The sequence below is a fragment of the Acidimicrobiia bacterium genome, from assembly GCA_016650365.1.
Taxonomy (GTDB): domain Bacteria; phylum Actinomycetota; class Acidimicrobiia; order Spongiisociales; family JAENVV01; genus JAENVV01.
In genome coordinates this window covers 13,130-37,730 of record JAENVV010000042.1, presented here as the reverse complement: position 1 = coordinate 37,730, position 24,601 = coordinate 13,130, and the positions used below count along the sequence as shown (strand labels likewise).

Annotated in this window: 21 protein-coding genes; 10 read left to right on the top strand and 11 right to left on the bottom strand. The window is 61.2% G+C overall.

Annotation, left to right across the window (positions count from 1 at the left end):
* Window positions 1-3: 3 nt before the first annotated feature.
* The gene (locus JJE47_02810) at window positions 4-645 is read left to right on the top strand and encodes an O-methyltransferase (GenBank protein ID MBK5266339.1); all 642 of its coding nucleotides are present in this window, start codon (window positions 4-6) and stop codon (window positions 643-645) included.
* Here JJE47_02810 and JJE47_02805 read toward each other — a convergent pair whose 3' ends face one another.
* Window positions 646-2,316 carry a thiamine pyrophosphate-binding protein gene (locus tag JJE47_02805; protein ID MBK5266338.1) on the bottom strand — a complete coding sequence of 557 codons (1,671 nt, stop codon included), beginning with the start codon at window positions 2,314-2,316 and terminating at the stop codon, window positions 646-648.
* A gap of 97 nt (window positions 2,317-2,413) precedes the next feature.
* Here JJE47_02805 and JJE47_02800 point away from each other — a divergent pair, with 97 nt between their 5' ends.
* The 3 genes from JJE47_02800 to JJE47_02790 are packed head-to-tail and all read left to right on the top strand — an operon-like array spanning window position 2,414 to window position 5,694.
* A complete protein-coding gene (locus JJE47_02800; protein ID MBK5266337.1) occupies window positions 2,414-3,385 on the top strand; it encodes a cyclase family protein in 972 nt (323 codons plus the stop codon).
* The gene (locus tag JJE47_02795) at window positions 3,386-4,531 is read left to right on the top strand and encodes an MFS transporter (GenBank protein ID MBK5266336.1); all 1,146 of its coding nucleotides are present in this window, start codon (window positions 3,386-3,388) and stop codon (window positions 4,529-4,531) included.
* Window positions 4,528-5,694 carry an MFS transporter gene (locus JJE47_02790; protein ID MBK5266335.1) on the top strand — a complete coding sequence of 389 codons (1,167 nt, stop codon included), beginning with the start codon at window positions 4,528-4,530 and terminating at the stop codon, window positions 5,692-5,694. Before JJE47_02795 ends, JJE47_02790 begins: the two co-directional genes overlap by 4 nt.
* A gap of 21 nt (window positions 5,695-5,715) precedes the next feature.
* Here the strand turns inward: JJE47_02790 and JJE47_02785 are convergent, their stop codons facing one another.
* Complete coding sequence (locus tag JJE47_02785; protein MBK5266334.1) at window positions 5,716-7,812, bottom strand: amino acid permease; 2,097 nt, start codon at window positions 7,810-7,812, stop codon at window positions 5,716-5,718.
* A gap of 259 nt (window positions 7,813-8,071) precedes the next feature.
* Window positions 8,072-9,898: an S-layer homology domain-containing protein gene (locus JJE47_02780; GenBank protein MBK5266333.1), complete on the bottom strand. Its 1,827-nt coding sequence runs from the start codon at window positions 9,896-9,898 to the stop codon at window positions 8,072-8,074.
* 132 nt (window positions 9,899-10,030) lie between these two features.
* On the opposite strand from JJE47_02780, the gene JJE47_02775 reads away from it, so the two are divergent.
* Window positions 10,031-10,597, top strand: a complete 567-nt coding sequence (locus JJE47_02775) for a GNAT family N-acetyltransferase (protein MBK5266332.1) — start codon at window positions 10,031-10,033, stop codon at window positions 10,595-10,597.
* Between the two features lie 12 nt (window positions 10,598-10,609).
* On the opposite strand, the gene JJE47_02770 is transcribed toward JJE47_02775, so the two are convergent.
* Together JJE47_02770 and JJE47_02765 are read right to left on the bottom strand one after the other, a co-directional pair.
* Window positions 10,610-12,496: a hypothetical protein gene (locus JJE47_02770; protein MBK5266331.1), complete on the bottom strand. Its 1,887-nt coding sequence runs from the start codon at window positions 12,494-12,496 to the stop codon at window positions 10,610-10,612.
* Window positions 12,493-13,002 carry a sigma-70 family RNA polymerase sigma factor gene (locus JJE47_02765; protein MBK5266330.1) on the bottom strand — a complete coding sequence of 170 codons (510 nt, stop codon included), beginning with the start codon at window positions 13,000-13,002 and terminating at the stop codon, window positions 12,493-12,495. The genes JJE47_02770 and JJE47_02765 overlap by 4 nt, the downstream gene beginning before the upstream one ends.
* Window positions 13,003-13,185: 183 nt before the next feature.
* On the opposite strand from JJE47_02765, the gene JJE47_02760 reads away from it, so the two are divergent.
* Genes JJE47_02760 through JJE47_02750 form a run of 3 tightly spaced genes read left to right on the top strand, consistent with a single transcriptional unit; the run spans window position 13,186 to window position 15,336 of the window.
* Entirely contained in the window at window positions 13,186-13,563 is a 378-nt protein-coding gene (locus JJE47_02760) for a hypothetical protein (protein MBK5266329.1), read from the top strand.
* Between the two features lie 17 nt (window positions 13,564-13,580).
* A complete protein-coding gene (locus tag JJE47_02755) occupies window positions 13,581-14,261 on the top strand; it encodes a response regulator transcription factor (GenBank protein MBK5266328.1) in 681 nt (226 codons plus the stop codon).
* Window positions 14,254-15,336 carry a HAMP domain-containing histidine kinase gene (locus JJE47_02750; protein MBK5266327.1) on the top strand — a complete coding sequence of 361 codons (1,083 nt, stop codon included), beginning with the start codon at window positions 14,254-14,256 and terminating at the stop codon, window positions 15,334-15,336. The genes JJE47_02755 and JJE47_02750 overlap by 8 nt, the downstream gene beginning before the upstream one ends.
* Before the next feature lie 47 nt (window positions 15,337-15,383).
* On the opposite strand, the gene JJE47_02745 is transcribed toward JJE47_02750, so the two are convergent.
* From JJE47_02745 to JJE47_02720, 6 genes are all read right to left on the bottom strand, one after another.
* Window positions 15,384-16,991, bottom strand: a complete 1,608-nt coding sequence (locus tag JJE47_02745; GenBank protein ID MBK5266326.1) for a HAMP domain-containing protein — start codon at window positions 16,989-16,991, stop codon at window positions 15,384-15,386.
* A gap of 117 nt (window positions 16,992-17,108) precedes the next feature.
* Complete coding sequence (locus JJE47_02740; protein ID MBK5266325.1) at window positions 17,109-17,990, bottom strand: DMT family transporter; 882 nt, start codon at window positions 17,988-17,990, stop codon at window positions 17,109-17,111.
* A gap of 254 nt (window positions 17,991-18,244) precedes the next feature.
* Complete coding sequence (locus tag JJE47_02735) at window positions 18,245-18,433, bottom strand: hypothetical protein (GenBank protein MBK5266324.1); 189 nt, start codon at window positions 18,431-18,433, stop codon at window positions 18,245-18,247.
* A 362-nt stretch (window positions 18,434-18,795) separates the two neighbouring features.
* The gene (locus JJE47_02730) at window positions 18,796-20,643 is read right to left on the bottom strand and encodes a sodium:proton antiporter (GenBank protein MBK5266323.1); all 1,848 of its coding nucleotides are present in this window, start codon (window positions 20,641-20,643) and stop codon (window positions 18,796-18,798) included.
* A gap of 42 nt (window positions 20,644-20,685) precedes the next feature.
* The gene (dinB, locus tag JJE47_02725) at window positions 20,686-21,900 is read right to left on the bottom strand and encodes a DNA polymerase IV (GenBank protein MBK5266322.1); all 1,215 of its coding nucleotides are present in this window, start codon (window positions 21,898-21,900) and stop codon (window positions 20,686-20,688) included.
* 111 nt (window positions 21,901-22,011) lie between these two features.
* Window positions 22,012-22,740, bottom strand: a complete 729-nt coding sequence (locus tag JJE47_02720; GenBank protein MBK5266321.1) for a GNAT family N-acetyltransferase — start codon at window positions 22,738-22,740, stop codon at window positions 22,012-22,014.
* Between JJE47_02720 and JJE47_02715 the strand changes: the two genes are divergently transcribed.
* Window positions 22,729-23,979: a glycosyltransferase family 39 protein gene (locus tag JJE47_02715; protein ID MBK5266320.1), complete on the top strand. Its 1,251-nt coding sequence runs from the start codon at window positions 22,729-22,731 to the stop codon at window positions 23,977-23,979. The genes JJE47_02720 and JJE47_02715 overlap by 12 nt on opposite strands.
* A gap of 148 nt (window positions 23,980-24,127) precedes the next feature.
* Window positions 24,128-24,598: a GyrI-like domain-containing protein gene (locus JJE47_02710; protein MBK5266319.1), complete on the top strand. Its 471-nt coding sequence runs from the start codon at window positions 24,128-24,130 to the stop codon at window positions 24,596-24,598.
* Window positions 24,599-24,601 lie beyond the last annotated feature (3 nt).

Sequence of the window (24,601 nt, the reverse complement as noted above, 5' to 3'; positions counted from 1 at the left end):
CTGATGGACAATGCGATCGAGCTCCCCGAGGAACTCCAGGACTACATCTTCGCCTCGTCCGAGCCAGTCCATCCGGTCGTGCGTCGCATCATTGCCGAGACCCAGGCCATGCCGGAGCGCTCTATGCAGATCACGCCGGACGAGGCGATTTTCCTACGAGCCATGGTCCGCCTCATTCGCCCAGAAGCAATCCTCGAGATCGGTACTTTCACCGGCCTGTCCTCGCTGATCATGGCTGGCGCCATGGTCGATGGTGGGCGGATGACCTGTCTCGACATCAGCGATGAGTTCACCGCCATCGCTCGTCAGGCCTGGGCAGAGGCGCGGGTTGCCGATCGGATCGATCTCATTATCGGCCCCGCCCTCGAGTCGATTGCCCACCTCGACGGTCCCTTTCAACTCGTCTTCATCGACGCCGACAAAGAAAACTTGCAGGCCTATGTCGAAGCAGTAATTCCCAAGGTGCCGCAAGGCGGCGTCGTCATGGTCGACAACACGTTGTGGAGACGCCAGGTGATCACCGACGATGCGTCACCGTCCACCGTCACCATCCGGGCTTTCAACCAATGGCTCGTCGCCCATCCAGCCTTCGACGTCGAGATGGTTGGCATCGCCGATGGGCTGACTCTGGCCATCAAGAAATAGCTATTTGGTGACGGCGAGGGGGGCCAGGGCGTCGATGTCGGTCACCGTGTCGATGATGACCGGCCGATCCATTTCGAGCGCTCGCTCCAACGCAGGGCCAAAGTCGCCTGGCCGTTCCACTCGTATGCCAACCGCTCCCATGTCCTCGGCGATCTTGGCAAAGTTCAGTTCGGTGAACTTCCAGAGTTCGCCGGCCTGGTCGGTTTGCTCGCCACCGTAGGCGCGGTCGAACCCGCGTTTTGACTGGTTACCCGACGAGTTGTTGTTCACGACGGTGACGGTATTGATCTTCGAACGGACGGCAGTCTCGATATCGCCGATGTGGTAGAGGAATCCGGAATCGCCGGTGAAACAAACCACCGGTCGATCGGGGGCGGCACACTTGGCCCCGAGGCTGGCAGGGAAGGCCCACCCCAGATGGCCCGCGCTGCGAATGTACGTCTGTCCGGCCCGCACGTCGTACATGCCCCCCATCCACATCCCGGCATGGCCCGTGTCGACTACGAACACTCCGTCGTCGGGGACGAGGCTGCTCAGCTCTGAAGCGAGTCGCTCGGGGCGGATGGGTGCTTGGTCGGATGTCAACAATGGCTCGAATTCGGTTCGCCATGCGGCGACCCGGGCCTGGGCGTCGGTAATCCAACCAGCTCTGCGACTGGCCGTCGAAGGGTCAGCCAGTTTGATCATGGCCGCCAGGGTCGTTCTGGCATCGGCCTGGATAGCGACCTCTAGCGGGTAGTTGCGACCGAGAGCTTCGGGATCGATGTCAATCTGCATGGCCCGGCGACCGACCTCGGGGACCTGCCAGAAATGTGTGGTCATCCCGCCGGTTTCGGTTCCGATGAACAACACCAGATCGGCGGACGCTACGACCGAATTGGCCGAGGAACGCGAATAGCTGCCGACGACCCCAACCGACATCGGGTGTGAAGCAGCAATGGTGTCCTTTCCATTGAGGGACGTCGCGACCGGGATCGCCAACGCTTCGGCCAGGGCAACCAACTCGGCGCCGGCCCGTGAATGGCGTACTCCGCCACCGGCGACGATCACGGGACGCTCGGCTGTTTCCAAAGCCCGGACGGCGGCCTGGATGGCGGAGGCGTCTCCGGCCGGACGGAACGGGGGAACGGCCTTGAACAAGTCGTCAACGATGACATCCATGTCGGCTTCGCCAAGATCAATCTGGCCCTCGTTCCCGGCGAATTGCAGATGCACGGGTCCTGGTGATCCGCTTACTGCCACCCGGAACGCTTGGCGAACCATGTCGGGGATTCTTTCGACCTTGTCGACTGTCGCGTTGAACTTGGTCACCGTGTCGAACGAGGGGAGGTCATCGACTTCTTGATAGACCTTGCGGTACTTGTTATTCGGGTCGCGTCCGCCGGTGAAAGCGATGACCGGCGAGTGGGCAAGGTGGGCGTCTCTTAATCCGGCGGCCAGATTCTGGGCGCCGATGACTTGTGCCATGCAGAGGCCCGGTTTGCCGGAGACCCTGGCAAAGCCATCCGCCATGTAGGCGGCCGGTTTTTCACCATGCGGTCGAATACGTTTGATGTCGGTGAGGAATTCCAGTTCTGCCATCGTTCTGCGGAGAACGGCTGGGACGGCGAAGATGTGGGTCACCTCGTAGAGATCGAGCATTCGTGCCAGTACCTGTGCGCCAGTAATCATCTTCTACCTCCTGTGGGCATACTGGCACATTCGGACGGTGTATGGTTCACTTGGTACGACACCGTCTCACAAAATGAGACACTTAGGGAGGATTAACATGTCTGATGGTCCCAACATTGATACCGTTCGTGCCCTCGGTCAGCAGCTATCCAACTGGGGTCGGTGGGGACCCGAAGATGGCAAAGGGACGCTCAACCTCATTCGACCTGAGCACATCACCCACGCCGCTTCGCTGGTCCGATCGGGGAAGGTGATCTCCATGGCGGTCCCGTTCGACGAAGACGGGCCGCAGACTGGTGGACTCGGGCGTTTCAACCCTATCCATCTCATGATCCGCGATGGGGCAGATGCCATTGCCGGAACTTCGATCCGGGACTTCTATGGCGGTGTCGATAAGCACTTTCGTGGCACCGATGACATCATCATCATGCCGCTCCAGTCCGGAACCCAATGGGATGCTCTCGGACACGTCGTGTTCGGCGACATCATCTGGAATGGATACTCCGCCGATCAGGTCAGTAGCAAAGGAGCCATGAAAGGCGCCATCACGGAAGCAGCCGAGGGCATGGTTGGTCGAGGCGTGTTACTCGATGTCGCGGCCGCCCTAGGCGTGGAATGGCTTGAGCCAGGATTCGCGATCGGCGCCGACGAACTTGATCGCGCCGCCGCCTTTGGCAATGTCACCGTTGGCGAGGGCGACTACGTGTTCGTACGCACCGGAGCCATGGCGAAAGTCAAGGCAGATGGAGCTTGGGGCGACTACGCCGGGGGCGATGCTCCGGGGCTAGGACTCAAGAGTGCCGAGTGGGTGCACAGCCGCAATATTGTCGCCGTGGCTACCGACACATGGGGCCTCGAAGTGCGCCCGAACGAGACGGCTGACGTTGCTCAGCCCATGCACATCATCTTCATCGCCCACATGGGGCTTTGGCTCGGTGAGATATTCGACTTCGAAGCCCTCGCCAAGGACTGCGCAGACGATGGCGTGTACGAGTTCATGTTCGCCGGTCCGCCATTGCCGTTCACCCGGGCGGTTGGTTCGCCTCTCAACCCGTTGGCCATCAAGTAGGTGCGCTCGACCGGACCTATCGCGACACTGGCCACCGCGACACTTTCGGTAACTCTGGGTGCTCTACCTATCTTCCTGGTCGGGGCCAATGCCATCTTCATCCGGACCGAGATCGGCTTCGGTGAGACGGCGCTTGGGGCGGCCGCTTCGTTATTTTATCTAGGAGCGGCTGCCTTCTCCGTTCCGGGCGGCCGAATCACCGAGCGCCTTGGTGCGGCCTGGTCGATGGGAATCGCCGCGCTACTGACGCTGGTGTCGGTCGCCGGTATTGCCGGACTGGTCCACGAGTGGTGGTCTCTGGGCCTTTTTCTGATGATCGGCGGCTCGGCGAACGGCCTCTCCTTCCCGGCCTCCGCTTTGGCGCTGGCCGAAGGGATCCCGATCCAACGGCAAGGAATCGCTTTTGGGGTCAAACAGTCTTCGGGGCCCTACGCCACCCTTTTGGCGGGAGCTTCGGTGCCGTTGGTAGCCCTTACCATCGGATGGCGGTGGGCCTTCGTACTTGCCGCGCTGATAACGATCCCGGTGCTGGCCCGTTCGAATGTTGGCTCAAGTCCTAGCCGGGCCGGAAAGCGGCCAACCCGGTCTGTCGACACCCGCTCCCTGTGGATCCTGTCGATGGGCGCCTTTTCTATCGTTGTTGCGACCAGTTCTTTCGGGGCCTTCTATGTTGAGTCATCGGTGGTCAGGGGGATTACGCCGGCATTGGCCGGGACCCTGTTGGCGGTTGGAAGTGCACTTGGCGTTGTCACCAGGATCGTCTGGGGCGGTATCGCTGATCGTCAACGTGAGTGGCACTTTCCGATGATCACGGCGTTTCTCCTGATCGGAGCGATCGGGTTCTCGCTTATGGGGCGAATCTCCGGTGGCACCCAGCTGTTCTTCTTGACCGTGCTCATCTACGCGACCGGATGGGCGTGGCCGAGCGTGCTCAGCTTTGCCGTGGTGCAACGGCAACCCCAGGCCCCGGCGGTCGCATCGGGCATCATCGGGACCGGGCAGTACGGGGGTGGCATCATCGGACCGATCGGGTTCGGGTTTCTGGTCGAGCGGTTCAGCTATCAGGTGGCGTGGCAATACGCCGGTGTGATGGCACTGGTGGCGGCCGGCTTCATGTTCGTCGGTGGGCGCGGCCTGAGCCGATGAGGAAAGCCTTATTGCGCTTTCCGATCTTGACCGCGGTGCTGTTCTCGGTCGTTGCCTCGTATCCGCTGTTCCTGGCGAGTGCCTACGCCGTTCGTATCCAGGAATCCTTTGGTGTTTCAAAAAGCCAATGGGGATGGGCGGCGGCCGCCTACTTCGCCGCCGGATCGCTTGGATCATTCCAACTTGGAAAACTCGTCGATCGTTTCGGCACCCGATTCGGCGGGTTGGTTGCTTCCGTCGGAGGAGCCGCGTCGTTGTTGATCATCGGAGTCACCACCCGCCACTGGGCGGTCGTTGTACTGGCACTGGCACTCACCGGCTTCAGCAACGTGGCCGGTCAGCTGGCCGGTAATCGGATCATCGGGGCGTATGTGGAAACCGGACGGCAAGGTGTCGGGTTTGGCGCGAAACAAGCGGCAGTCCCGCTTGGGGCCCTTGTCGCCGGGTTGGTGGCGACGTTCGCGGTGACCGCCGGCGTCGAGTGGCGTACCGTATTCCTGCTGTCTGTCATTGGTTCGTTGGGGCTTGCCGTCGTTGCTCCCGAGTTCGGAGCGGTCCTGCCCGAAGATCGGCGGTCCACGACCGGGGTTGGTGCCGATGCCCGATGCTTGATCGCCCTGAGTGTCGCCGGAGCCCTGTTTGGGGCCACCGGCAACGCGCTGGCGGTTCTCGTGGTCGACGCCTTCGAGACGGTCGGCTATTCCCAGTCGGTGGCGGCCAGCGTGTTGGCGTTCGGGAGTGCCGCGGCGGTCGTTGGCCGGGTCTTGGCTGGTTGGATCGTCGACCGGCGAGGCACCAGTGGATTCTCAGAGCTCATCGCCATCGTTGTACTAGGTGTGGTTGGTTTCACAACCCTGGCGCTCGCCGGTACTTCGGTGCCCCTGCTCGTGGTCGGCGTAGCGCTTGGTTTTGCTGCCGGGTGGGGCTGGCCGGCGATCATCTACCTGGTGACCGCTCGTAATTCGACCGCCCCTCCGGCCACCAGCACCGGGTTCGTGATCACGGGAGTCTTCTTCGGAGCCGTGATTGGCCCGCCGCTGTTGGCCACGATTGCTGAGCGAGTCAGCTATCCGGCGGCCTGGGCGACTGCCGCCTTGATGGCGGCAGCGGGCATTGTCGGGATAGTTCTTAGTCGGGCTTGGTCGGTTGTTCAGCCGGCCTGAGCCGGTCCAACCTGGATGGCGTCAAGCGATAAATCGTTCGAGGATCCGCCGACGGAATGACAGGTTCTCGTGAATCGGGGTGTGGATGAGCAACGTCGGGCAGTCGACCTGTTCGGCGATTCGATCTGCGAGATCGGTGACGAGGTGAAATCGATGAGATGGGGCCCCCATGAGCACCAGGTTGGCTCCCCGAGAAAGCCGCGAAACCGTTTGGACGAGGTCGTTCGCTGCTTCGACAACGGAGACGGCTGGCACATCAAGAATCTCTATCAACCGACGGTGGTAGTTCTCGATGGAGGCGATTTGCTCGGGGGAGGCTTCCCCCTGGACCACATGGATGAGGCGGAGAGTGGCGTTCTCCCGCCGGGCGATCCGGGAAGCCAGGTTGAGTTTGAGCGGGTCGTAGGGTCCGCCCGTTCCGAGGACACAGATGGTGTCCATTCCCGTGGGGGGTCGGTTGCGAATGAACGCCGAGTCGCTTGGTAAATGCTCACGTAGCCAGCGCCAGTCGCGAATGATCGATTTGGTGGCTGCCAGCTCTTGGGGAAGGTCGGCCAAGACCAGATCGACGGCGGTGCGTGAGACATAACGATGTACCTCGCCCCGTGGGTTGGCTTCGGGTGCATACTCCACGGTGACCGTGATGTCGCGCCCTGCCATTTCGGCAATGTCGTCAATGGAGGGCACGACGTTTTCGAGTTTGGCGTCGAGATGCAGCACATGCAGTTGGCCCCCAGGGGCCACCAGGTTGGATGCCAATCGGATGAGGCTCTGAGCCCGTTCGGCTCTGGCGGGCCGACGCAGGGCAACGAGCACATGCTGAAGTCCGGCGGATGACACCGCTTGTGAGGTTTCGGCGACCAGTCGGTCCTGGCTGCGGAGACGGAGCGCGTCGCGTGCGGCGGACTCTCGAGACGCCCGAGCCTGGCCGAATCCCCGGTACCAGAGGATCCCCGCCACGATGAAGCCAATGGCGCCGACCGCCGGGATGACCCCGATTTGGGTAAGGAGGACGAGGGCGCCGACGATCCCAAACCACTGCATCCACGGGTATAGCGGGGAGCGGAACGTGGGTTGGTACCAGGCGGGGTGGCTTTCCCGGAATGCGATGAGCGCCAGGTTTTCAAACGCAAATACGAGCAACAGAAAAGCCGATGCCAGCTTGGCGAGTTCGAGGATGGGCACCGTGGCAACCAGAAGCCCCATGACGAGGCCAGTGATCATGATGGATGAAGTCGGAGCACCAGACTTCTTGCCTACGTTGGCGAGGAAGGCAGGGGCGAGCTGGTTGCGGGCCATGGCGAATGGGTACCGGGCCGAGGCGACCAGGCCGGCATTACTCATCGAGATCAACGCGATGATGGCGGTCCAGGATACGATCTCAAGAGCGACGGTCCCTCCGAATGCCTCGGCGGCCGCCGCCGCCGGGGCCGCGGTCTTGGCCAGGATTTCGGGTGGGGTCACTCCGACAATGACGGCGACGACGGCCGGGTAGAGCAGGATCATCAGTGCGATCGATATGAACATTCCCTTCGGAATGGTCTTTCCCGGATCGCGAACTTCCTCGGCGATCGAGGCAATCTTGGTGACCCCGGCATAGGAAACGAATACGACGGCCGCCGCCTTCAGCAGGCCAATTTCTCCGTGGGTGACGAATGGTTCGAAGGCGGATGCCCTGATGTCGGGCAGGCCGAAGCCTACGAACCCGACCAGCACCGCCACGACAATCGTCACGAGAATGGTCTGGAACTTCACCGATTGTTTGACACCGAGCAAGTTCAACCCGATCAGCAAAGCGGCGATCGCCAACCCAACTGCCTTCGCAGGCACATCGAAGAACAGTGACATGTAAGCACCGAGTCCGACGAGAGCGAAGGCCGCTTTGAAGACCATGGAGAACCACACCCCGAACCCGGCGATCGTCCCGAGGAGCGGCCCCATCGCTCGATCAATGAAGAGGTACGTGCCGCCGGCACTGGGCATGGCTGTCGACATCTCGGCCTTCGAGAAAACCGCTGGTAGAACTACGACCCCGGCAATGACGTAGGCGATGACGGCAGCTGGTCCGGTGATCTTGAATGCCAGGCTCGGCAGGACGAAGATACCCGACCCCATCATGGCTCCGATGGAAAGGGTCAGGACTCCTACCAGCCCCAGGGTCCGACTCAGTGAGTCGTGTCCGGATGGCTGGGGGTTGTTGTGGTCAGTCAGGATGGTTGGACACTACCTGTCGATCGCCTTGCCATGTGAGGATCAGATCGTCTGATTCTTGTGCCTGACCTTGAAATTCGTCCGGCGCGGCCGATCGGCTTGCGGGCGCTACGGAGTTGCACGCGGCCACAGCAGAGTTTCGGGTCTCTTTTGAGGTAGCGACTCCCTACCTGCCGAGGGCCCGATACAGGAACGCCGCCATCTGGGCGCGAGTCACCGGATTCGTCGGACCGAATGTCGTTGCCGACGTACCCTGGGTAATACCGCGCGAATACAACCATTCGATATCCGCCTCGAACACCGAGCCGTCATCATCGGCAAAATCGATAGCCGCACGAGCCTCAGGTAAGTCAGGCAGTGCCCGATGCAAGAACGCTGCCATCTGACCGCGCGTCACGGTGTTGTCCGGGCAGAATCGATCGTTGTCAGGCGGGTTGCATCCCAGGGTCACCCCGGCAGTTGCCAGGCGATCGATGTCATGTTCAAAGATCGAAGTGTCGTCGTCGATGAAACGGTCGGTTGTTCCTCCGGCGGGATAGTCCAGGGCCCGGGAGAGCAATGCGGCCATCTGCCCTCGAGTCAGTGAGAGCGAGGGGCAGAACAAGTCATTGGCGGGAGGATTGCATCCCAACGTGATCCCCTCCCGAGCAAGCCAAATGACCTCGTTCTCGAACAGGTAGCCATCTGGGACATCCCAGAACCCCGAGCCGGGAAGTACCTCAAACCGGGTCGTGGTGCGGGCATCCTCGACGTCGAGGATGCCCGGTGCAGGCAGGGCGCCTTCCGTGAAGGAACTGAGAGCGTTCCACAACATCCAACCGACCCGCCGATCGTCGGCTGCCTGGATCTCGGCATTCACCTGCGAGGCCGAGTAGTAGAAATCCTGGATCCAGGGTCGAAGCACCGCCGGGGCGCCGTCGATGCGGGCCTGCCCATCGGCCAGAGCCCGGGTCACCACCTCGTACGGGTGCGCGTTCGGATCCGAGAAGCCGAACCAACCGGTGGAATAGTGGCTCGGGTACAGCATGGGCGAGAGAACATCGGCCACTTGAGCGAGGTCCTCGAGTTGTTGACCGATTCCACCGTCGCCGGACGTAGAAGTGATGAATCCGAAGATGTCTGCGGCGACGGCACACCCGGCGGGGTGCAACCGAGCCGCCGCCTCGGCCAGGAATCCGGTGATGGCCTCTTTCCGGCCTGTTTCGGTCGTCGGGCCGTCAAAGCGTGCCGTCGAAGGGTACCCATCCGGGAACCGCACATAGTCGAACTGCACTTCGTCGACCCCCATCGCACATGCGTCCTCGGCCAGACTGAGGGCGTATCCGCGGGCATCGGGATCCCACGGATCGAGGAACCATTGGCCCCCTTTGCTGTAGGGACCAGCCGTGGCCGTGTTCCACACGGCCCAGGAGGTTTCGGCCCGTGCCGCGATGGGGTCCTGAAACGCCACCACGCGCACGATCACATAGAGCCCGGCGTCATGGGCGGCCTCGGCTCGGGCCGACAGGTCGAACAGCGGAGTGGATGCCCCTACTGTGGCCGCCACCCCGGATGGGGTCAACGAGAACACTCTTCCCGATTCGTCTTTGAGATCGATGACCAGCGCGTTGACGGCGCTATTGGCGGCGATGGCCAGCATCGATGACCACCGATTGGCGGCCGCGTCGCCCGTCACGTGCAATGCGAACACGGGACGCGGAGCGAGGGTGACCGTCAACCGACCGGGAGTACCTTCCCAGGTGTACACAGCCGGTAGGTAGGCAGGTGCCTCAACCCGCACCGCTCCTGGACCGGTCGCCAGAAACGCGCCATCTTCGGAGGCGGTCAGGGCGACCCCGTTCAGTGTGACCCGAGCCGAGGTAATGGGGGCAGCGGAGTCCGTTTGCACCACGATCCGGAGGAACTCGGCACCTTCGACGGCACCCACCGGAGCGACCAGAGCCGCCACGAGCGTTAACCCGACGAAGGACGCGGTCCACCTGGTGCAGTTCATCTGGTAATCCTAGATTTCCTAGATCTCCTGCCGGGCGTGCTCGGAGACCAAACCACTCGAGCAGCGTGGGCAGCAAAGACTCCGCCATCGGTTGCGATCCTGACTCTTTGGGGATCGGATAGTCTGATTTCTGTGCCTGACCTTGACATTCATCCGGTCACCGCCGATAGGCGGACTGATCTGCTGGTGCTGTTTGGCGAAAACGGGGCGTACTCGAACTGTTGGTGTACCTGGTTTCTGCTTACGAACAAGCAGTTCAATGAAACCGCTCCCGACGACCGGAGGGCCATTCTCCTCGCGCAAGTCGACGACGGTCTTGAGCCAGGTCTTTTGGCTTATCGCGGCGGCGTGCCGGTTGGCTGGTGCGCAGTCGGTCCCCGGGAACGCTACGCCCGGATGAACGCTCCCCGGGCCATCAGCCACAAACCAATCGACGACCAACCGGCCTGGGTGGTCAGCTGCTTTTACATCGACAAGGCGCACCGGAACACCGGCGTGGCGACGGCGCTGCTCGAAGCCACAATCGACCATGCTCGGAACCATGGCGCCCGCTTGTTGGAAGGCTTTCCGTGGGACAAGCCCATGAAGGACGACGCCTGGGGAACCATGTTTGTCGGCAGTCTTACGATGTTCGAGAAGGCTGGCTTCGACCTGGTCGAACATCGCGGCAACCGGGCGGTCGTGCGTCGACCGATCTAGCTCCGGCAGGGGCTAGGGCCACAGTCTGGTGGGATCGGTAGGCAGGCTCGGCTCGACCACGTCGCCCGTCGACGTCAGCGTTCCGATCAAGTCGAACCAAACCGGGCCCCCGGTAGCCATCATCTCGGTACACCCTGAGCATTCCAGGTCGATGATCCAGACCGTTTGCGGCGGTAAGCCCGGTTCCTGTGGCACTGCGCTCAGAATCAAGCGGCGTCCGTCGAAGTCGTGAATCTCCACAAACGGTCGGTCGGTGGTCCCTACAGGAACTCTAAGCAGTTCGGTCCCGTCGTCGGCAGTCACAAGAAGCTCCGGCAGGTCGTAGGGCGGGATCGGCTCGCCGCCTTCGCCCAACTGAACGTTGCTCCAGTCCGGCGGGGCGATGGTGGCCGTCCTTCCGCCCGCCGAGAATGTGAGCCCATCGAGCGTACGAGCGAGCGTGGGTGGGTCTGTCAGGGTGCCGGACTCAAGCTCGAACCAGATGATGGTGTTCACGCTTCGGGCTAACCGAGCACCAACCACGTAACCATTGTTCTTCTTGACCACCTCGACGATCTCCGCGATGGCTTGGCTGGGTAGCGTCGGGAAAGACTCACCTCCGGGTCGCATCCACCGAAGTAGTCCATCGTCGCCGAAGGTCACGACACCCCCATCTTCGTCCCAGGCCGATGGTCGCCCGAGGAACGCGTAGGTCCCTCGAGCGAGAACGGTGCCCTCTGGCGACCTGATGGTTTGGTGGTCCACGGCGATCCAATCAACGTTTTTTATGGTGAATGGCGGGAGTGGATAGAGCGTCTCCAGGGATGCAACCGAGATGAATGTAAACGACTCGTCATTGCCGCCTAGCCCGAATAGTGCTTGGTCTGTGGTGGAGATCGTGGTGGGCCCGGGCATGAACGGTCCAAAAACGCGGTCAAGCCAGAATCCCATCGGAGGCACACCCGGTTGGAGGACCGCGACGAGTACCCGGCCCACTTCTGATGATGGGTCAGCGACTGCAGTGACGAGAAGACCATCAAGAAACGGATCAGCTGACACGACGGTCAGGTCCTTTGGCAGCTCCCATTGGATACCGCTTCCATCGGCTCCGATGAGGCGGGCGAAGTATTCGGTGATCCCTACCGACCGTCCGTCTGGCAGAGGCCGCGATTCCATTCGGCGACCGGACACGTCTTGCGTTCCATTCAAGTTGGCAATCGGGAACCACTGCACCTCGGCAAATCCAGAGTCCTCAGGGAAGAAATTGCGTGCCCCCCGCCAGATCACGTTGTCTCCGTCTAGCGCCAATTGCGGGCCTTCGCCCCAATCCACGCCGAGAGGCATGGACCAGCGCAACGATCCGTCTGCCGCGTAGAGTCGCAGTACTGAACTGCCCGTGTCGTCGGTCCCGGCGATCGCTAACCCCTCGGACGTGGCAATGAAGGCCAGACCATTCATGTCGTCCCAGGCGATGAGTTCCCTGGTCCCATCCGTGACGGACAACACCCGGTTGGGTCTGAGGACAAGCAACTCGCCGTTGGCTCCCTCCACGATGCAGCAGTCGGTCGCTGGGTTGACCGTTTCGACAGGCAGCGGGAGGATTGAATCGGTGTGGTCATCGAAGCCAATCAGATCGGAATCGGTCACGACCACAGTCTGGAAGACGTTCGGTAGGGCAGTCGATGTCTGCGTGTTGCCGACACTGGTGGCGGTTGGACTGGTCGCGACCGGGGATGTCTGTACAGGTGGTGGCGTCAGAACTGCAATCACCATCCAGGTGGCGGCCACGCCGAGGATCGGGACGAGAACACCGACAGTTCGACGATGCTTTCTGACTTCCTTGATCGGAACAACCGGCATCTCTTGTGCGGCGTTGCGAGCTTGGCGGGCGGCATTTTGTGCGAGATCTTCAAGTTTCATAACACCATCTCCAGCGTTTTAGCGAGCGATACCCTGGCCTGAGCGAGCGAGTTCTTGACGGTGCTCTGAGTGATTCCCAGCAGAGCGGCGATGTCGGCCGTGGCCATGTCCTCCAGGTAGTGGAACGCCACGACTTCACGCTGGCGGCGGGGGAGGGATCGAACCGCCGCCCAGAACTTCTCGTTATGTGGTTCCAATTCGGGGAAAGCACTGACGTTCATCCCGGCGAAGCGGGCCAGAGCCCGGGCCTCGGCTCCGAGACGTCGGATCCGGGATCGACCGAGGTTCATGGCGACCACCCTGACCCAACCTCCGGGGCGGTCATAGCGGGCGACCTCGTCCCAATTACGGTGCGCCCGGAGGAACGCCTCCTGGGCGATGTCCTCGGCGCCGTTCCGGCTCCCGCTGAGTGTGTACACCAGACCGACCACGGCCGGATTGTGCTCGCGGTAGAAAGGCTCGAACGCGAGGACAATGGGTTGCGGATCTGAGTCCGTCCGGTTCACGTCACTCCTTGTGCGCATGACAGTACGACGCTCAACGCCACCCTGGTGGTCTATCCCGGAAGTGGGGCAGTTGGCGTTTCCTCAAGGCGACCAAACCTCCACCCCATCTCCGCACCGCGTTCATCGGATCTCCACATTTGATCGACATGCTGTGTCTATCGAATCAGATGAAAGGAGATTTCGATGACTGTTATGCGAAGGAGCCCATTCGGGATATTGATCCTGGTGGGGCTGGGTGTTTTGCTTGGTGCCACATTGTCTGGCGGTTCGGCCGCTACGGCCGGTTGGTTGGCAGCCCCGTTCCTGGTGTTCGGTCTGATATTCAAGATCCTGTTCTTTTTCCTGCTGTTCGGCTTCATCGCCAAGGCCTTCGGTGGTCATCGCCGTTGGGAAAAGGCGACAGGACCTTGGTCCGAAGAAGCCCGCCAGCACTGGCAAAAGCGCCATGAAGCAACTGCAGGTGATGAACCCCGATCATCCACTGATCGGTTCGAGGAATGGCACCGGATGGCCCATGCCCGGGAGGAAGTTGACGATCACGTCCCGCCCGTCGAGGACTGATCGGCGAGAATGCCCTTATGAAGACTATCCTCGTCGTAGATGACGAACTGAAGATCACCCGCCTGTTGCGCGATTACTTGCAGCAGGCGGGCTTCAGTGTGCTGACTGCAGCCGATGGGCCGTCGGCCCTGGCAGTCGCCAGGCGGGAGCACCCTGACATGATCGTGCTCGACCTCGGGTTGCCCGGATTAGACGGCCTTGACGTCACCCGGGCACTGCGTACAACGTCTGACGTCCCCATCATCATGCTCACCGCCCGCGCCGACGAGTCCGACCGAATCGTCGGGCTCGAGCTCGGTGCCGATGACTATCTCGTCAAGCCGTTCAGCCCGAAGGAGCTGGTGGCCCGAGTCCGGGCGGTCTTACGGCGCGTCGATGCCTCCGTGGAAACTCCCGACATCGTGCGAGCCCCCGGCCTGTCCATTGACACGGCACGTCGAGCGGTGATTATCGACGACGAGGTGGTCGACCTCACGCCGACCGAGTACGACCTGCTCCTGCATTTCGCCAGGTCTCCAGGACGGGTGTTCACACGCTCACAACTCCTCGACGCCATTCATGGAGTCGCCTTCGAGTCGTATGAGCGAGCCATCGATGCGCACATCAAGAATCTTCGTCGCAAGGTTGAATCTGACCCGACCCATCCGAAGCATCTACTGACCGTCTACGGGGTGGGATACAAGTATGCCGATGCGTAGACACGGTCACGGCCCCAATTGGTGGCCAGAAGGGGAGCAATGGCCACCGAAAGGTGGACCCGGGCAAGAGGCGTGGTCGGGCGCCGGTCGCAAAATGCTTGGCGCCGCTATCGCCTTCCTTACGTTCATCACATTCGTGGCGGTCCTGGTTGGCACGGTTATTGCGACGGTAATGAGCGGCGTATCAGCGGGATCAAAGTGGCCGACCGTGGTGGGGACCGTGATCCTGGCCTTCTTCGGCTTGAACATCATGAAGCGCATCTTTCGGCGGACCTGGCGACCGGTCCGCTCGCTCATTGACACGGCCGGCCGACTAGCCGATGGCGATTATTCCGCCCGGGCTGATGTGCGGTCGTCGCCGAGCATGCGAGCGGTGGGGTCGTCGTTCAACACGATGGCCGAGCGCCTTGAAACAGCCGACGAACAGCGCCGCCGCCTCATGTCAGACCTCGGACACGAACTTCGTACCCCGTTAGCAATCATCCGCGGCGAGATCGAAGCCGTGATCGACGGCGTAAGGGATGGCGGACCAGAACACATGGCATCGCTACTCGACGAGGTGGCAGTCATGGAACGCCTCATCGAGGACTTACGGGTTTTGTCGATGTCGGAGGCTGGCAAGCTGGAGCTGCAGACCGAACTTGGTGATTTGCTGTCGATCGTTAACGAGGTGGCGTCCTCTTATCGACCAACGGCCGCCGCCTCCGGGGTCGAGATTTTGGTTGCCGCCCCGGACGGCCCGCCTCCGGTCGAGCTCGATCCGGTCCGGATCCGTCAGGCACTCACCAACCTGGTGGTCAATGCGCTCCGAGCGATGCCTTCCGGTGGCACGCTCACCATTGAACTGCACGTCGAACCCGTGCGGATGACTGTCGACGTCACTGACACCGGAGCCGGCATCAGCCCTGAGCTCTTGCCGCATGTATTCGATCGCTTCACCAAATCCGACGATTCCGGCGGCAGCGGCCTTGGCCTCTCGATTGCGCGGAGCTTCGTCACGGCACACGGTGGTGACCTGGAGATCGTCAGTACTGGTCCCTCGGGTACAAGGGTCTCGCTCTCTTTGCCTCGGTGAACCGGCGCGCTGTGTGAGAGCTTGGCCGTGTTCTCCAGTCGGGTGGCCTAGGTCTCAACCTCCTGCGAGACGTCCGTCGGGTCGCTGATCCGATACAAGGTGATCGGGCGCTGGACGCCTTTGAGGTTACGCTCCCCGGCTGACTCGGCGGTAACGAGTCCGGACGGGAGCAATGCGAGAGTGCGGTCGGAGACGAGGATTTCTCCGGGGCCGGCATCGTCAGCCAGCCGCGATGCAAGGTTAACGTGGTTGCCCATCACCGTGTAGTCCATTCGAGTGGGAGATCCGATGTTGCCGACCGTCACGAACCCGGTGGAAATACCGATACCGGCGCTGATCTTCGTCAGAGCGGCGTCGGCCATCTCCTCGCGTAGTTCCGCCAGTTCCTTTTGCATGTCGAGTGCCATGCGTACGGCCCGTTCGGCATGGTCCTCCTGGGGGAGGGGGTCGTTGAAGAAGATCATCAACGCATCACCGATGTACTTGTCCAACGTTCCCTCGTACCGGAAGACCACGTCGGTCATGGCGGTTAGGAACCGGTTGAGACTCCCGATCATTTCCTCAGGCTCAGACTGCTCAGATAGCGCCGTAAACCCACGGACGTCGGCGAACACGATGGTGAGTTCTTGCCGCCGGGACTCTCCGATGCCGCTCCGGCCGGCGACGATCGCTTCGGCCACCTGAGGTGACAGGTATCGGCGAAGCAAAGAGGTGTGCTCAAGCAAAGCCACTTGTTCATCCACGGTCGTCTGGAGGTCGCGGTTGACTGTCTCAAGTCGTCCGTAGAGCGTTTCCAGCTGTTCGCTGGCCCGGTTGACGTTCTCCGAAAGTTTGCCGAACTCGTCCCGATTGGGGACGTCGATGCGGGCGGTGAAGTCGCCGCTGGCAAGGGTGTCGAGGGCTTCGTCGATTTTGCGAACCGGGCCGATGACCGTCCAGGAAATGATCGCCCCAACTGCCAATGCCCCGAGAAGGCTCATGGCTGAGAAAGCTCCCAGTGCCACGGTCAAGAATTGTGTGTCGCCCGAGAAGTCGAAAAGCACCCCCTCTACGAGCTTGTCAGTGTCGCGGATGAACGCATTGAGCGAGTCTTCGAGGTCGTGGCTGATCTCGTGTTCCGACTGAATGTGGGCCAGAGTTGCTTCCTGGGTGTCCTGCTGCTGAATCGCCCCGACTCGCTCGCCGGCGGCCTTGTATCGCACGTTGATCGATCTGAGGCTATCAAATAACGCCTGGTGATCCCCGATGGCGTTTGACTCGGTTTCGTCGAGAAGCGTTTGAAAGTTGGCTTTGGCCGTCACGATTTTTTCGGTCCAGACCGGGTCGCCAGTCAGCAGGGCCATTGTCCGAAAGTGCGATTGAGAAGTAATGCTGTACAGCATTTTGTTGGCGTTGTTTGACTGTTCATGAAGGGCGGCTACTTCTTGGACTTGATCGTGCATGCGGTTCACTGCCAGCAACCCGACAACTCCGAGGGCAAGCATGAGTACCGATATACCAAGAAAGCCTGCCAGCAGTTTTGTCTCAAGCCGAGCCTGGATCTTGGCGACGAAGTGGACGAACGGTCTCAGCAGCACCGGAACCGTGTCGCCGCGCCTGTGACCGTCTCGCCGCGATGATCCGTCCGGTTTCGGTGGCGTGACGGTTGCGGTCATCGTTCTCCCAATGCGCGTTCTGTAAATGTACGCAGTTTCGAAAGATCATGGCGGGCAGTTTCCGGAGGTTTGTTTAACACGTGGGCAGGGTTCGGCCGTTCTTGGTGTGCGTTGCGTTTAGCCGCCGACGACGCCGGCGACTCCGAGCAGGACTACTCCGATCCCAACTGCCTGCATCCTGGTCACTGGATCCCGATAGACGAACCGGCCGATTGCCACGCTGGCGGCGGGGAACATGGAGGCTGTCACGACGGCAGGTGGCGCGTCGGTCTGGACCCCGATGAGAAAGAATATGGTCGTGAGTCCTGCGAATACCCCTGCAGTCACCGCACTGAGCCGCACCCCCTTGGGAGGGATGACCGGTGCGGACACGCCGCGTGCGACGACAACCATGAGCAGGAAAGCAATGACCCGTTGGCTCACGGCCGGCCAAGCCCCACTTTCGGAGGACGCTCCGATGATGACACTCAGCCCGAAGCCGTAACCGAGTCCTGAGGCGAATCCCCAGGTGAGCCCGGTTCGGACAAAGGCTGCCCGGCCCTTGGGCTTGCCGGCAGTGATGATCGCCAATCCAGCAAAGGCGATGATCGCCCCGCCCAAGGCGAGGGGCGACGGGCGGGCGCCGGTCACCAATGTGTACCCGTAGGGGATGACCGCCGACATGACACCTACCAGTGGAGCCACCACGGTTGAAGACGATCGAGCGATACCGCCGTAGTAAAGCGCCAGGCCGGCCCCCATTCCCAGACCGGAAAGTGCGCCGATGACAAGGTCTCGCCACCCGAACGAGCTCGCAACGAGAACCATCGAACCGAGCGCCGAGAAGATGGCCACAAACTGCATGGTTGCTGCCGCAGTGGTGGCACTCGAAGCCCCGACCACCCGACGACCAAACAGATCTGCAAAACCAATGAGCAGGGCGCTGATCGACCCGAAGAGCGCCCCCACTAATTGCCACCGGCTTTGAACATCCGGCGAGGATAGGCTCGGCTTGTTCACGAACAGACACTCACTGGCCAACGCCCGATTTAGTGGGCCCGTATATTTTGCCGATGAATTCGGCCCCGGTCTTTGCTGCATGGCGCAGGCGTCTTAAGCATTTCGGGACAAGGCGCTACTGCGCAGTGTGCGAAACGAGTTCACGGGAGTTCTTGGAGTTCGGGGTTGTTGCCAGAACCGATGCGCGCTGCCCTCATTGTGGAGCTCTTGAACGCCATCGGCTTTTGATTCTTTTTCTCCGACAGATGACCGATCTATTCGACGGGAAGCCGAAGCGGTTTCTGCATGTCGCCCCCGAAAAGGCCTTCATCCCCATATTCTCCAGGGCGATTGGAGGGGGATATCTGACCGCCGATCTGCTCGACGACAGTGTGATGGAGAAGATGGATGTCACGGACATCGGGTATCCCGACGAGATCTTTGATGTGATCTACTGCAGCCACGTGCTGGAACACGTTGCCGACGATCGGAAGGCCATGGCCGAATTCCGGCGAGTTCTCAAGAACGATGGATGGGCCATTTTGAATGTGCCGATTGGCAAGAACCCAACGGTTGAGGACCCAACGGTGACCGACCCTGTCGAACGATTAAGGCGATTTGGCCAGAAGGACCACGTTCGTGTGTACGGACCTAACTATGTCGATCGACCAGTAGAGGCTGGATTCAGAGTCGAACGTTTCAACGCTCGTGACTTGCTCGACGAACCGGAACTTGAGACGCTAGCGGGGACGTGCAGGCCATCAGGTCGGCATGCTTCTCGCAACCGTGGGTCATCGGGGGGTGCTGGTGATTTGGTCGCCGTTCCTCAATCCTCCCCACCAGACGGTGGCTCGGCGGCCGGGGCCGCCTCGGAAGGGATCCATAGGACCGTGTCTCCCAGCCGGGTCTTGTCGATCAGAGGCGGCCGCTGCTCGTCGGTGGCTATCAGCAAATTTTTGCCCCGAGCCACAAAGAGCATGCGCCCGTCCGTGCCGAGCTGGGCTTTGAGGTCGGCAACCGTGAATTTCTCGGTGAGGCTCGTTTGGCGAATCTTCACGCCGCGCCTGAGGCGGTCACGAAGCTCGCCATATGTCAGTGCCGAATCAAACAGTGAGCGCCCGCCGATGTCGGCGGCCACGCTTTCGAGGCCGGGTCCTGGTCTGGCGGCGGTCAACTGGTAGGTCTCCGCCGCACCGAAAAGTTGGGCGAAACTCCGAGCGGCCAGCGTGTTCACCTCGTCATTTGGTGTCAGTGCGAGGAGGCGACCGAGGCCTGACATTTCCAGATCCCACGGAAGCTCGTGTCCGATCAGGTTGCCGTAGTAGGTCCGGAAGCCTTGCTGTCTGAGTCGTGCCTCATCACCGTGGTTGGTTGACGAGAACAGAACCGGGATCTCGAGCTCGAACAGGCTGCGCCCGATCGCCTCTTCTACAGGGCCTGCCCCAAGGATGAGAACACCCTGGCTCGATTTTTCTGCCAACCCGAAACGGTGGGCGATAGGCCCGGCGCCGAAGCCATAAACGATGACGGTCCCGACGATGACGGCGAACGTCACCGGGGTGAGCAGTTCGGCGCCGGCTACGCCGGCATGCTCGAGCTCCAGGGCGAAGACTGAGGCCACGGCAGCCGCCACAATTCCCCGCGGGGCGACAGAGGCCAAGAAGATGCGTTCCGCCTTGGTCAATCCGGACCGCCACGTGGCGACAGCCACACTGATCGGGCGGGCTACGAGGACCAGCACGGCGATGACGCCGCCTACTCCCCACGAGATCGAGCCAAGCTGATCGCGACTGAGGCGGGCACTCAAAAGGATAAAGAGGATTCCGACAAGGAGCAGCTGAAGCTTCTCGGAGAAGTCGATGAGTGGCTCGGTGCGGACCTTCGAATTATTGGCGAGAACAAATCCGAGAACGGGTGTGGCAAGTAGCCCCGACTCGGGAGCAAAGGCATGGGCAACGGCGAAAGCGAGCAGCGCCGCCGACATGCCAACCAATGGCACGAGCCGCTCAGGTACCAGGTGCCGTTGGATCACGAAGCCGGTCGGAAGCGCGACGACAAGACCCGCGCCAAGTCCTGCGCCGATGAACAGGAGCGCACCGGTAACCAGCTGGCCCGGGGCCTGCTCGGCTCCCAACAGGATGATCTCAAACGTGAGGGCCGCCAGCATCGCTCCGATGGGGTCGATGACGATGCTCTCCCATTTGAGGATGGAGGTCACCGTGCGGGTCGGGCGGACGTGATGGAGGATCGGGCCGATGACAGTCGGGCCGGATACGATCAGAATGGCTCCGAGCAAGACGGCTATAGACCGTGGCACGCCGAGGAACAAGCTGGCCGAGACGCTTCCGATCAACCAGGTGATGAGCACACCGACTGTGACGAGTAGCCAGAGCACCAGTGGATTGCGCCTCGCTTCGTGGAGTCGAAGGCTTAGCCCGCCCTCGAACAGGATGAGGCCCACCGCCAGCGACACGAATGGCGTCAAGAGATCGCCTGCCATTGCGTCGGGATCGATGAGCAGCAGGCCGGGACCCACGATGACTCCGGTTGCGAGCAAAGCCACGATCGACGGAATGTTGAGTCGGGAGGCAATGTATGCAGCGGCCACGGCGAGAATTACCACACCGGCCAGTGCATTAAGAGGGTCTTCAAAGATCGCCGCTAACGGAGTCATGGCAGCCAGGCTAGCCAGGGCGGGGCGTATCGAGAATCGCAGTCAGTCGGGAAGTTTCGGCACTTCAAAACCGGTGTGGCGCCCGAGAAGCGAGGCACGGGTGATCGCTTTTGTGCCGTATCGCTCTCGTAGATCGTCCAATGCGTGGTCGAGTTGGCCGGTTTGGCAGATCTCGGCTAGTGGCAACGTCAGCTGAACGACTTTGTCGTCCGATAGGTTGGCGACCGAGAGGCCGATCAGCGTCAGCCCTTTTGATCGGATGGTCGGTTCGGCCTCGTGGAGGAGTTCGAGGGCGATGGCGGCGATGGGTTCGGTGGCACCGGTAGCCCATCGCAGGCTGCGAGACCGGGTTGCCCTGGTGAAATCGTCGTAGCGGAGACGCAGTACGACTGTTCTGGCTACCCGATGGCCTGAGCGAAGCCGACGCATAACCCGGTCAACAATCCCGAGCAACAGTGACTCGATCTCTTGTGGGGTTTTGCGAGACCGTCCCAGCGCCTGCTGGGAGCCGACCGATCCGCGGCGCTTGCCTGTCTCCACCGGACGAGGGTCCTGGTGATGAGCCAGCGCGTACAGGTGATGCCCGGCGGCCTTGCCCAGGATTGATGTGAGGTTGTCCCGGCTGACCAATGCGACATCGCCGACGGTTATAAACCCGCAGTTGTTGAGTTTCTCGGATGTCACTTTGCCGACCCCCCACAGAGCTCGGACCGGCAACGGGTAGAGAAACTCGGTCTCCATGTCGGGAGGCACCACGAGCAAACCGTCTGGCTTGGCAACGGCACTCGCCACTTTGGCGAGGAACTTGGTGCGAGCTACTCCCACCGTGATGTTGAGGCCGACTCGGTCTTTGACTTCGGCTCTGAGCCAGGCAGCGATTCGCTCCGGGCTGCCGGCGATCTTGGCGAGACCGCCGACGTCGATGAATGCCTCATCGATGGACAGGCCCTCGACGGTCGGCGACGTGTCGTCGAACACGTCAAAAACGGCCCGACTCGCTTCGGTGTACGCATCGAAGCGAGGACGTACGACGATGGCCTGGGGACAGAGTTCCTTGGCCTTCCTCTCGGTCATCGCGGTCTTGACGCCGAACTTCTTGGCTTCGTAGCTCGCCGCCAGAATCACTCCGCCCCCTACGAGAACCGGTTTGCCGCGAAGTGACGGATTGTCGCGCTGTTCTACCGAGGCGTAGAACGCGTCAAGGTCTGCGTGGAGGATCGTGGCTTCGGTTCGGGTGGCGCCACCTATACGCGACATCGAACATATGTTCGCATGTGTGGGTCCGGATTACCAGCGCGAATCGCGTCGATGTATCTAATCGGGTTAGAAATTCAGGAGATGACCCCAAGTGCGCGATCGTGGCTCTTCCTAGTAGCCATGGCTGGTGAACGCAGTGCGCATTGGCACGTTGATGAGGTCTGTCTGAGCTCGGATCGGCAGGCCCCATCCGGCCTCGAGGGCGAGTTTCGTTCCATGACGGACCAGGTCGTTCGCGTAACCGTTACCGCGATGGTCTGGCACAACCGCGATGTAGGAGATGTATGCCGATTCGTCGGGGTTATTCAGGGTAACGAGCCCCCCATGAGCAGGCGGAATCCGATCGCTTCCAGCTCGCGGGTTCGCGTTTCGGCGTCCGCATGCTTGGATTCGTTCAGTTTCGTCAAGAGAAGGTGTATGTCGTCGGGCAAGTCTCGGGGAACTGTCTGTTGGATGAATTTGCGGAACAGTTCCGCATACTCCGTGCCTTCCCGCCCGATGCCAAACAAGCGGGTGGCCGGCAGCGTTCCAGAATGTGTTGGGTCGTGCGGGAGCCCGCAGCGCTGGATCCGACTGGCCGGCGCCTACCGACCCGCCCGAATGGCAGCGACTTCTGCAAGTACGCCATAAAGTACTCGGGTGAATGCGCTGAAGATTTGGTCGCGACGCGCCGGTGCAGGCGTGGTGTTGCTCGGCCTTGCCTGGCTGGCTTGGCGGACTCATCGTCCAGGCCACTATTGGGGGGACGACTTCGCCCTTTATCTGCGCCAGGGAGCCAGCCTTCTGGGCGATCTGTCGGTCCGCGATGTGATCGCCGACAACCAGTACATGCTTGATCATTCGTATAAGTCGGATTTCTCGCCGCCGATCGGCCCGTGGGGTTGGCCGCTGATCCTGGCGATACCCATACGAATCGTCGGTTTGAACATTGATCAACTGTTCTTCGTGAGTCTGGCGCTCTATGTCCTTGCGATGGCGACCTGGTACTGGTTCGCTCTTGAGCGTGTCAGCCGGTTGACGGCGCTGTTCGGGCTGTTGGCTATTGGCACGAGTCCCATATACATCGACTGGACCGAGCTGCTGCACACCGAACTCCCATTCATGGTCTTCGTGTTCGCGACGCTGATAGTCATCGACCGGAACCGGGGTAGATGGTCGACCTCGTGGACGAGAGGAGCGCTCGCCGGAGTATTAGCAGCGGCCGCGTTCTCAACCAGGCGAGAAGGGCTGGCGTTGGTGGGGGTGATCGGCCTAGCGCTGATCGCTGATCGGGCTTTCGCCGATCGGGACCGTCGCTGGGTCGCCCTGACACCCTATGCGGCGTTCGGATCGGCTGTCCTGCTGCTCCAACTTGTCCTTCCAAGCACTCTGGTTCCGAATTATCCCGCGAACACCGTTTGGAATCTCTTTCGATACGCCAATGTGATCGCTCAGCGGATCGGCGAGATCGTGGGGTTCGACAACTCCGTAATCGGATGGCTCGTCGTCTCACTCGGGTTCGTCGGATGGGCCATGGCCCTACGTTCGGACTGGAGGAAGCACGCTCCGATCGCGGGATATCTGCTGGCCGTCATGGTGATCGGGGGCAGCTTCTTTGTCCCCTCTGGACGGTATTTTTCCACGGCGGTTCCCTTGCTCATCTTGGGGGCTTTGATGATCCCCACCCGCGATCACGGTTCACCCTCGCGATTGGCGACCTTGCTCGTCATCCTGGTTTTTGCCCCGGTCGTATATCTCAACGGGGTGAAGGCCGTTCATGAAGGGGAGCGGGCGAATCAGTTCAACGGTGTGATCAAAGAAGGTCCGAACCGCTCCGACGCGGTGGAGATGTTTGCCGCCGTCCGGACCGAGACAGCCGACGTGGCAGTGATAGGGTTTTTCAAAGCACGGTCAATGACCCTTTACACGGATCGCCGAGCCGTCCAGATCGACGAGGCCGACCCGCTCAACCCGGACTCGGAGTTCGACGTGCTGGTCGTCCGGAGCGATGAAGTCGATGAAGAAGATCGCCTCGCGATCGATGGAGATTACCTAGTTGAGTGGTCCAACGAGACCTTTGAAGTACTCACCCACCGGTGATCAGCGGATTGATCGCTCCGAGTGAGTGAGTCCGCTATCGATGCGCAGGTTCTGGGCCGGTGACTTAACCGGCCCTGGTGACTTTGGACCCTCAACCCCGTGACTGCCCGTACTGGATAATGAGCGGAGATAGTCACATGGAGGTGACATGGTTCAGTGTGCACTAGTTCCACAGGAAGAAACGCCGACGATCGGTATTCGCTCGGTAGTTCCGATGGATCAGATGCAGTCGTTTTTCGGGGAATCCTATGGTCGACTCTTTGAAGAGATCGGTCGGGAGCACATCAAAGTGACCGGGCTGCCTTTTGGGCGCTATCGCGGTATGCCAACGGACAAGGTTGATGTGGAGGCCGGGGTCCCGATTGCCAAACCAGCCGAGGGCCACGCCGATGTGGTGGCGGGCGAACTACCCGCAATCGAGGCGGTCGAGGCCGTGCATGTTGGCCCATATGACACGCTCGAGCAGACCTACCACGAGATGATGGACTGGATGAGCAACCACAGCCTGGTTCCGTCAGACGAGATGTGGGAGTTCTACCTCACGGATCCGGCCGAGGAACCCGATCCTGCCAAATGGGAAACCAAGGTCGTCTGGCCGGTAGCCCCGGTTTCGGTTTGAAAA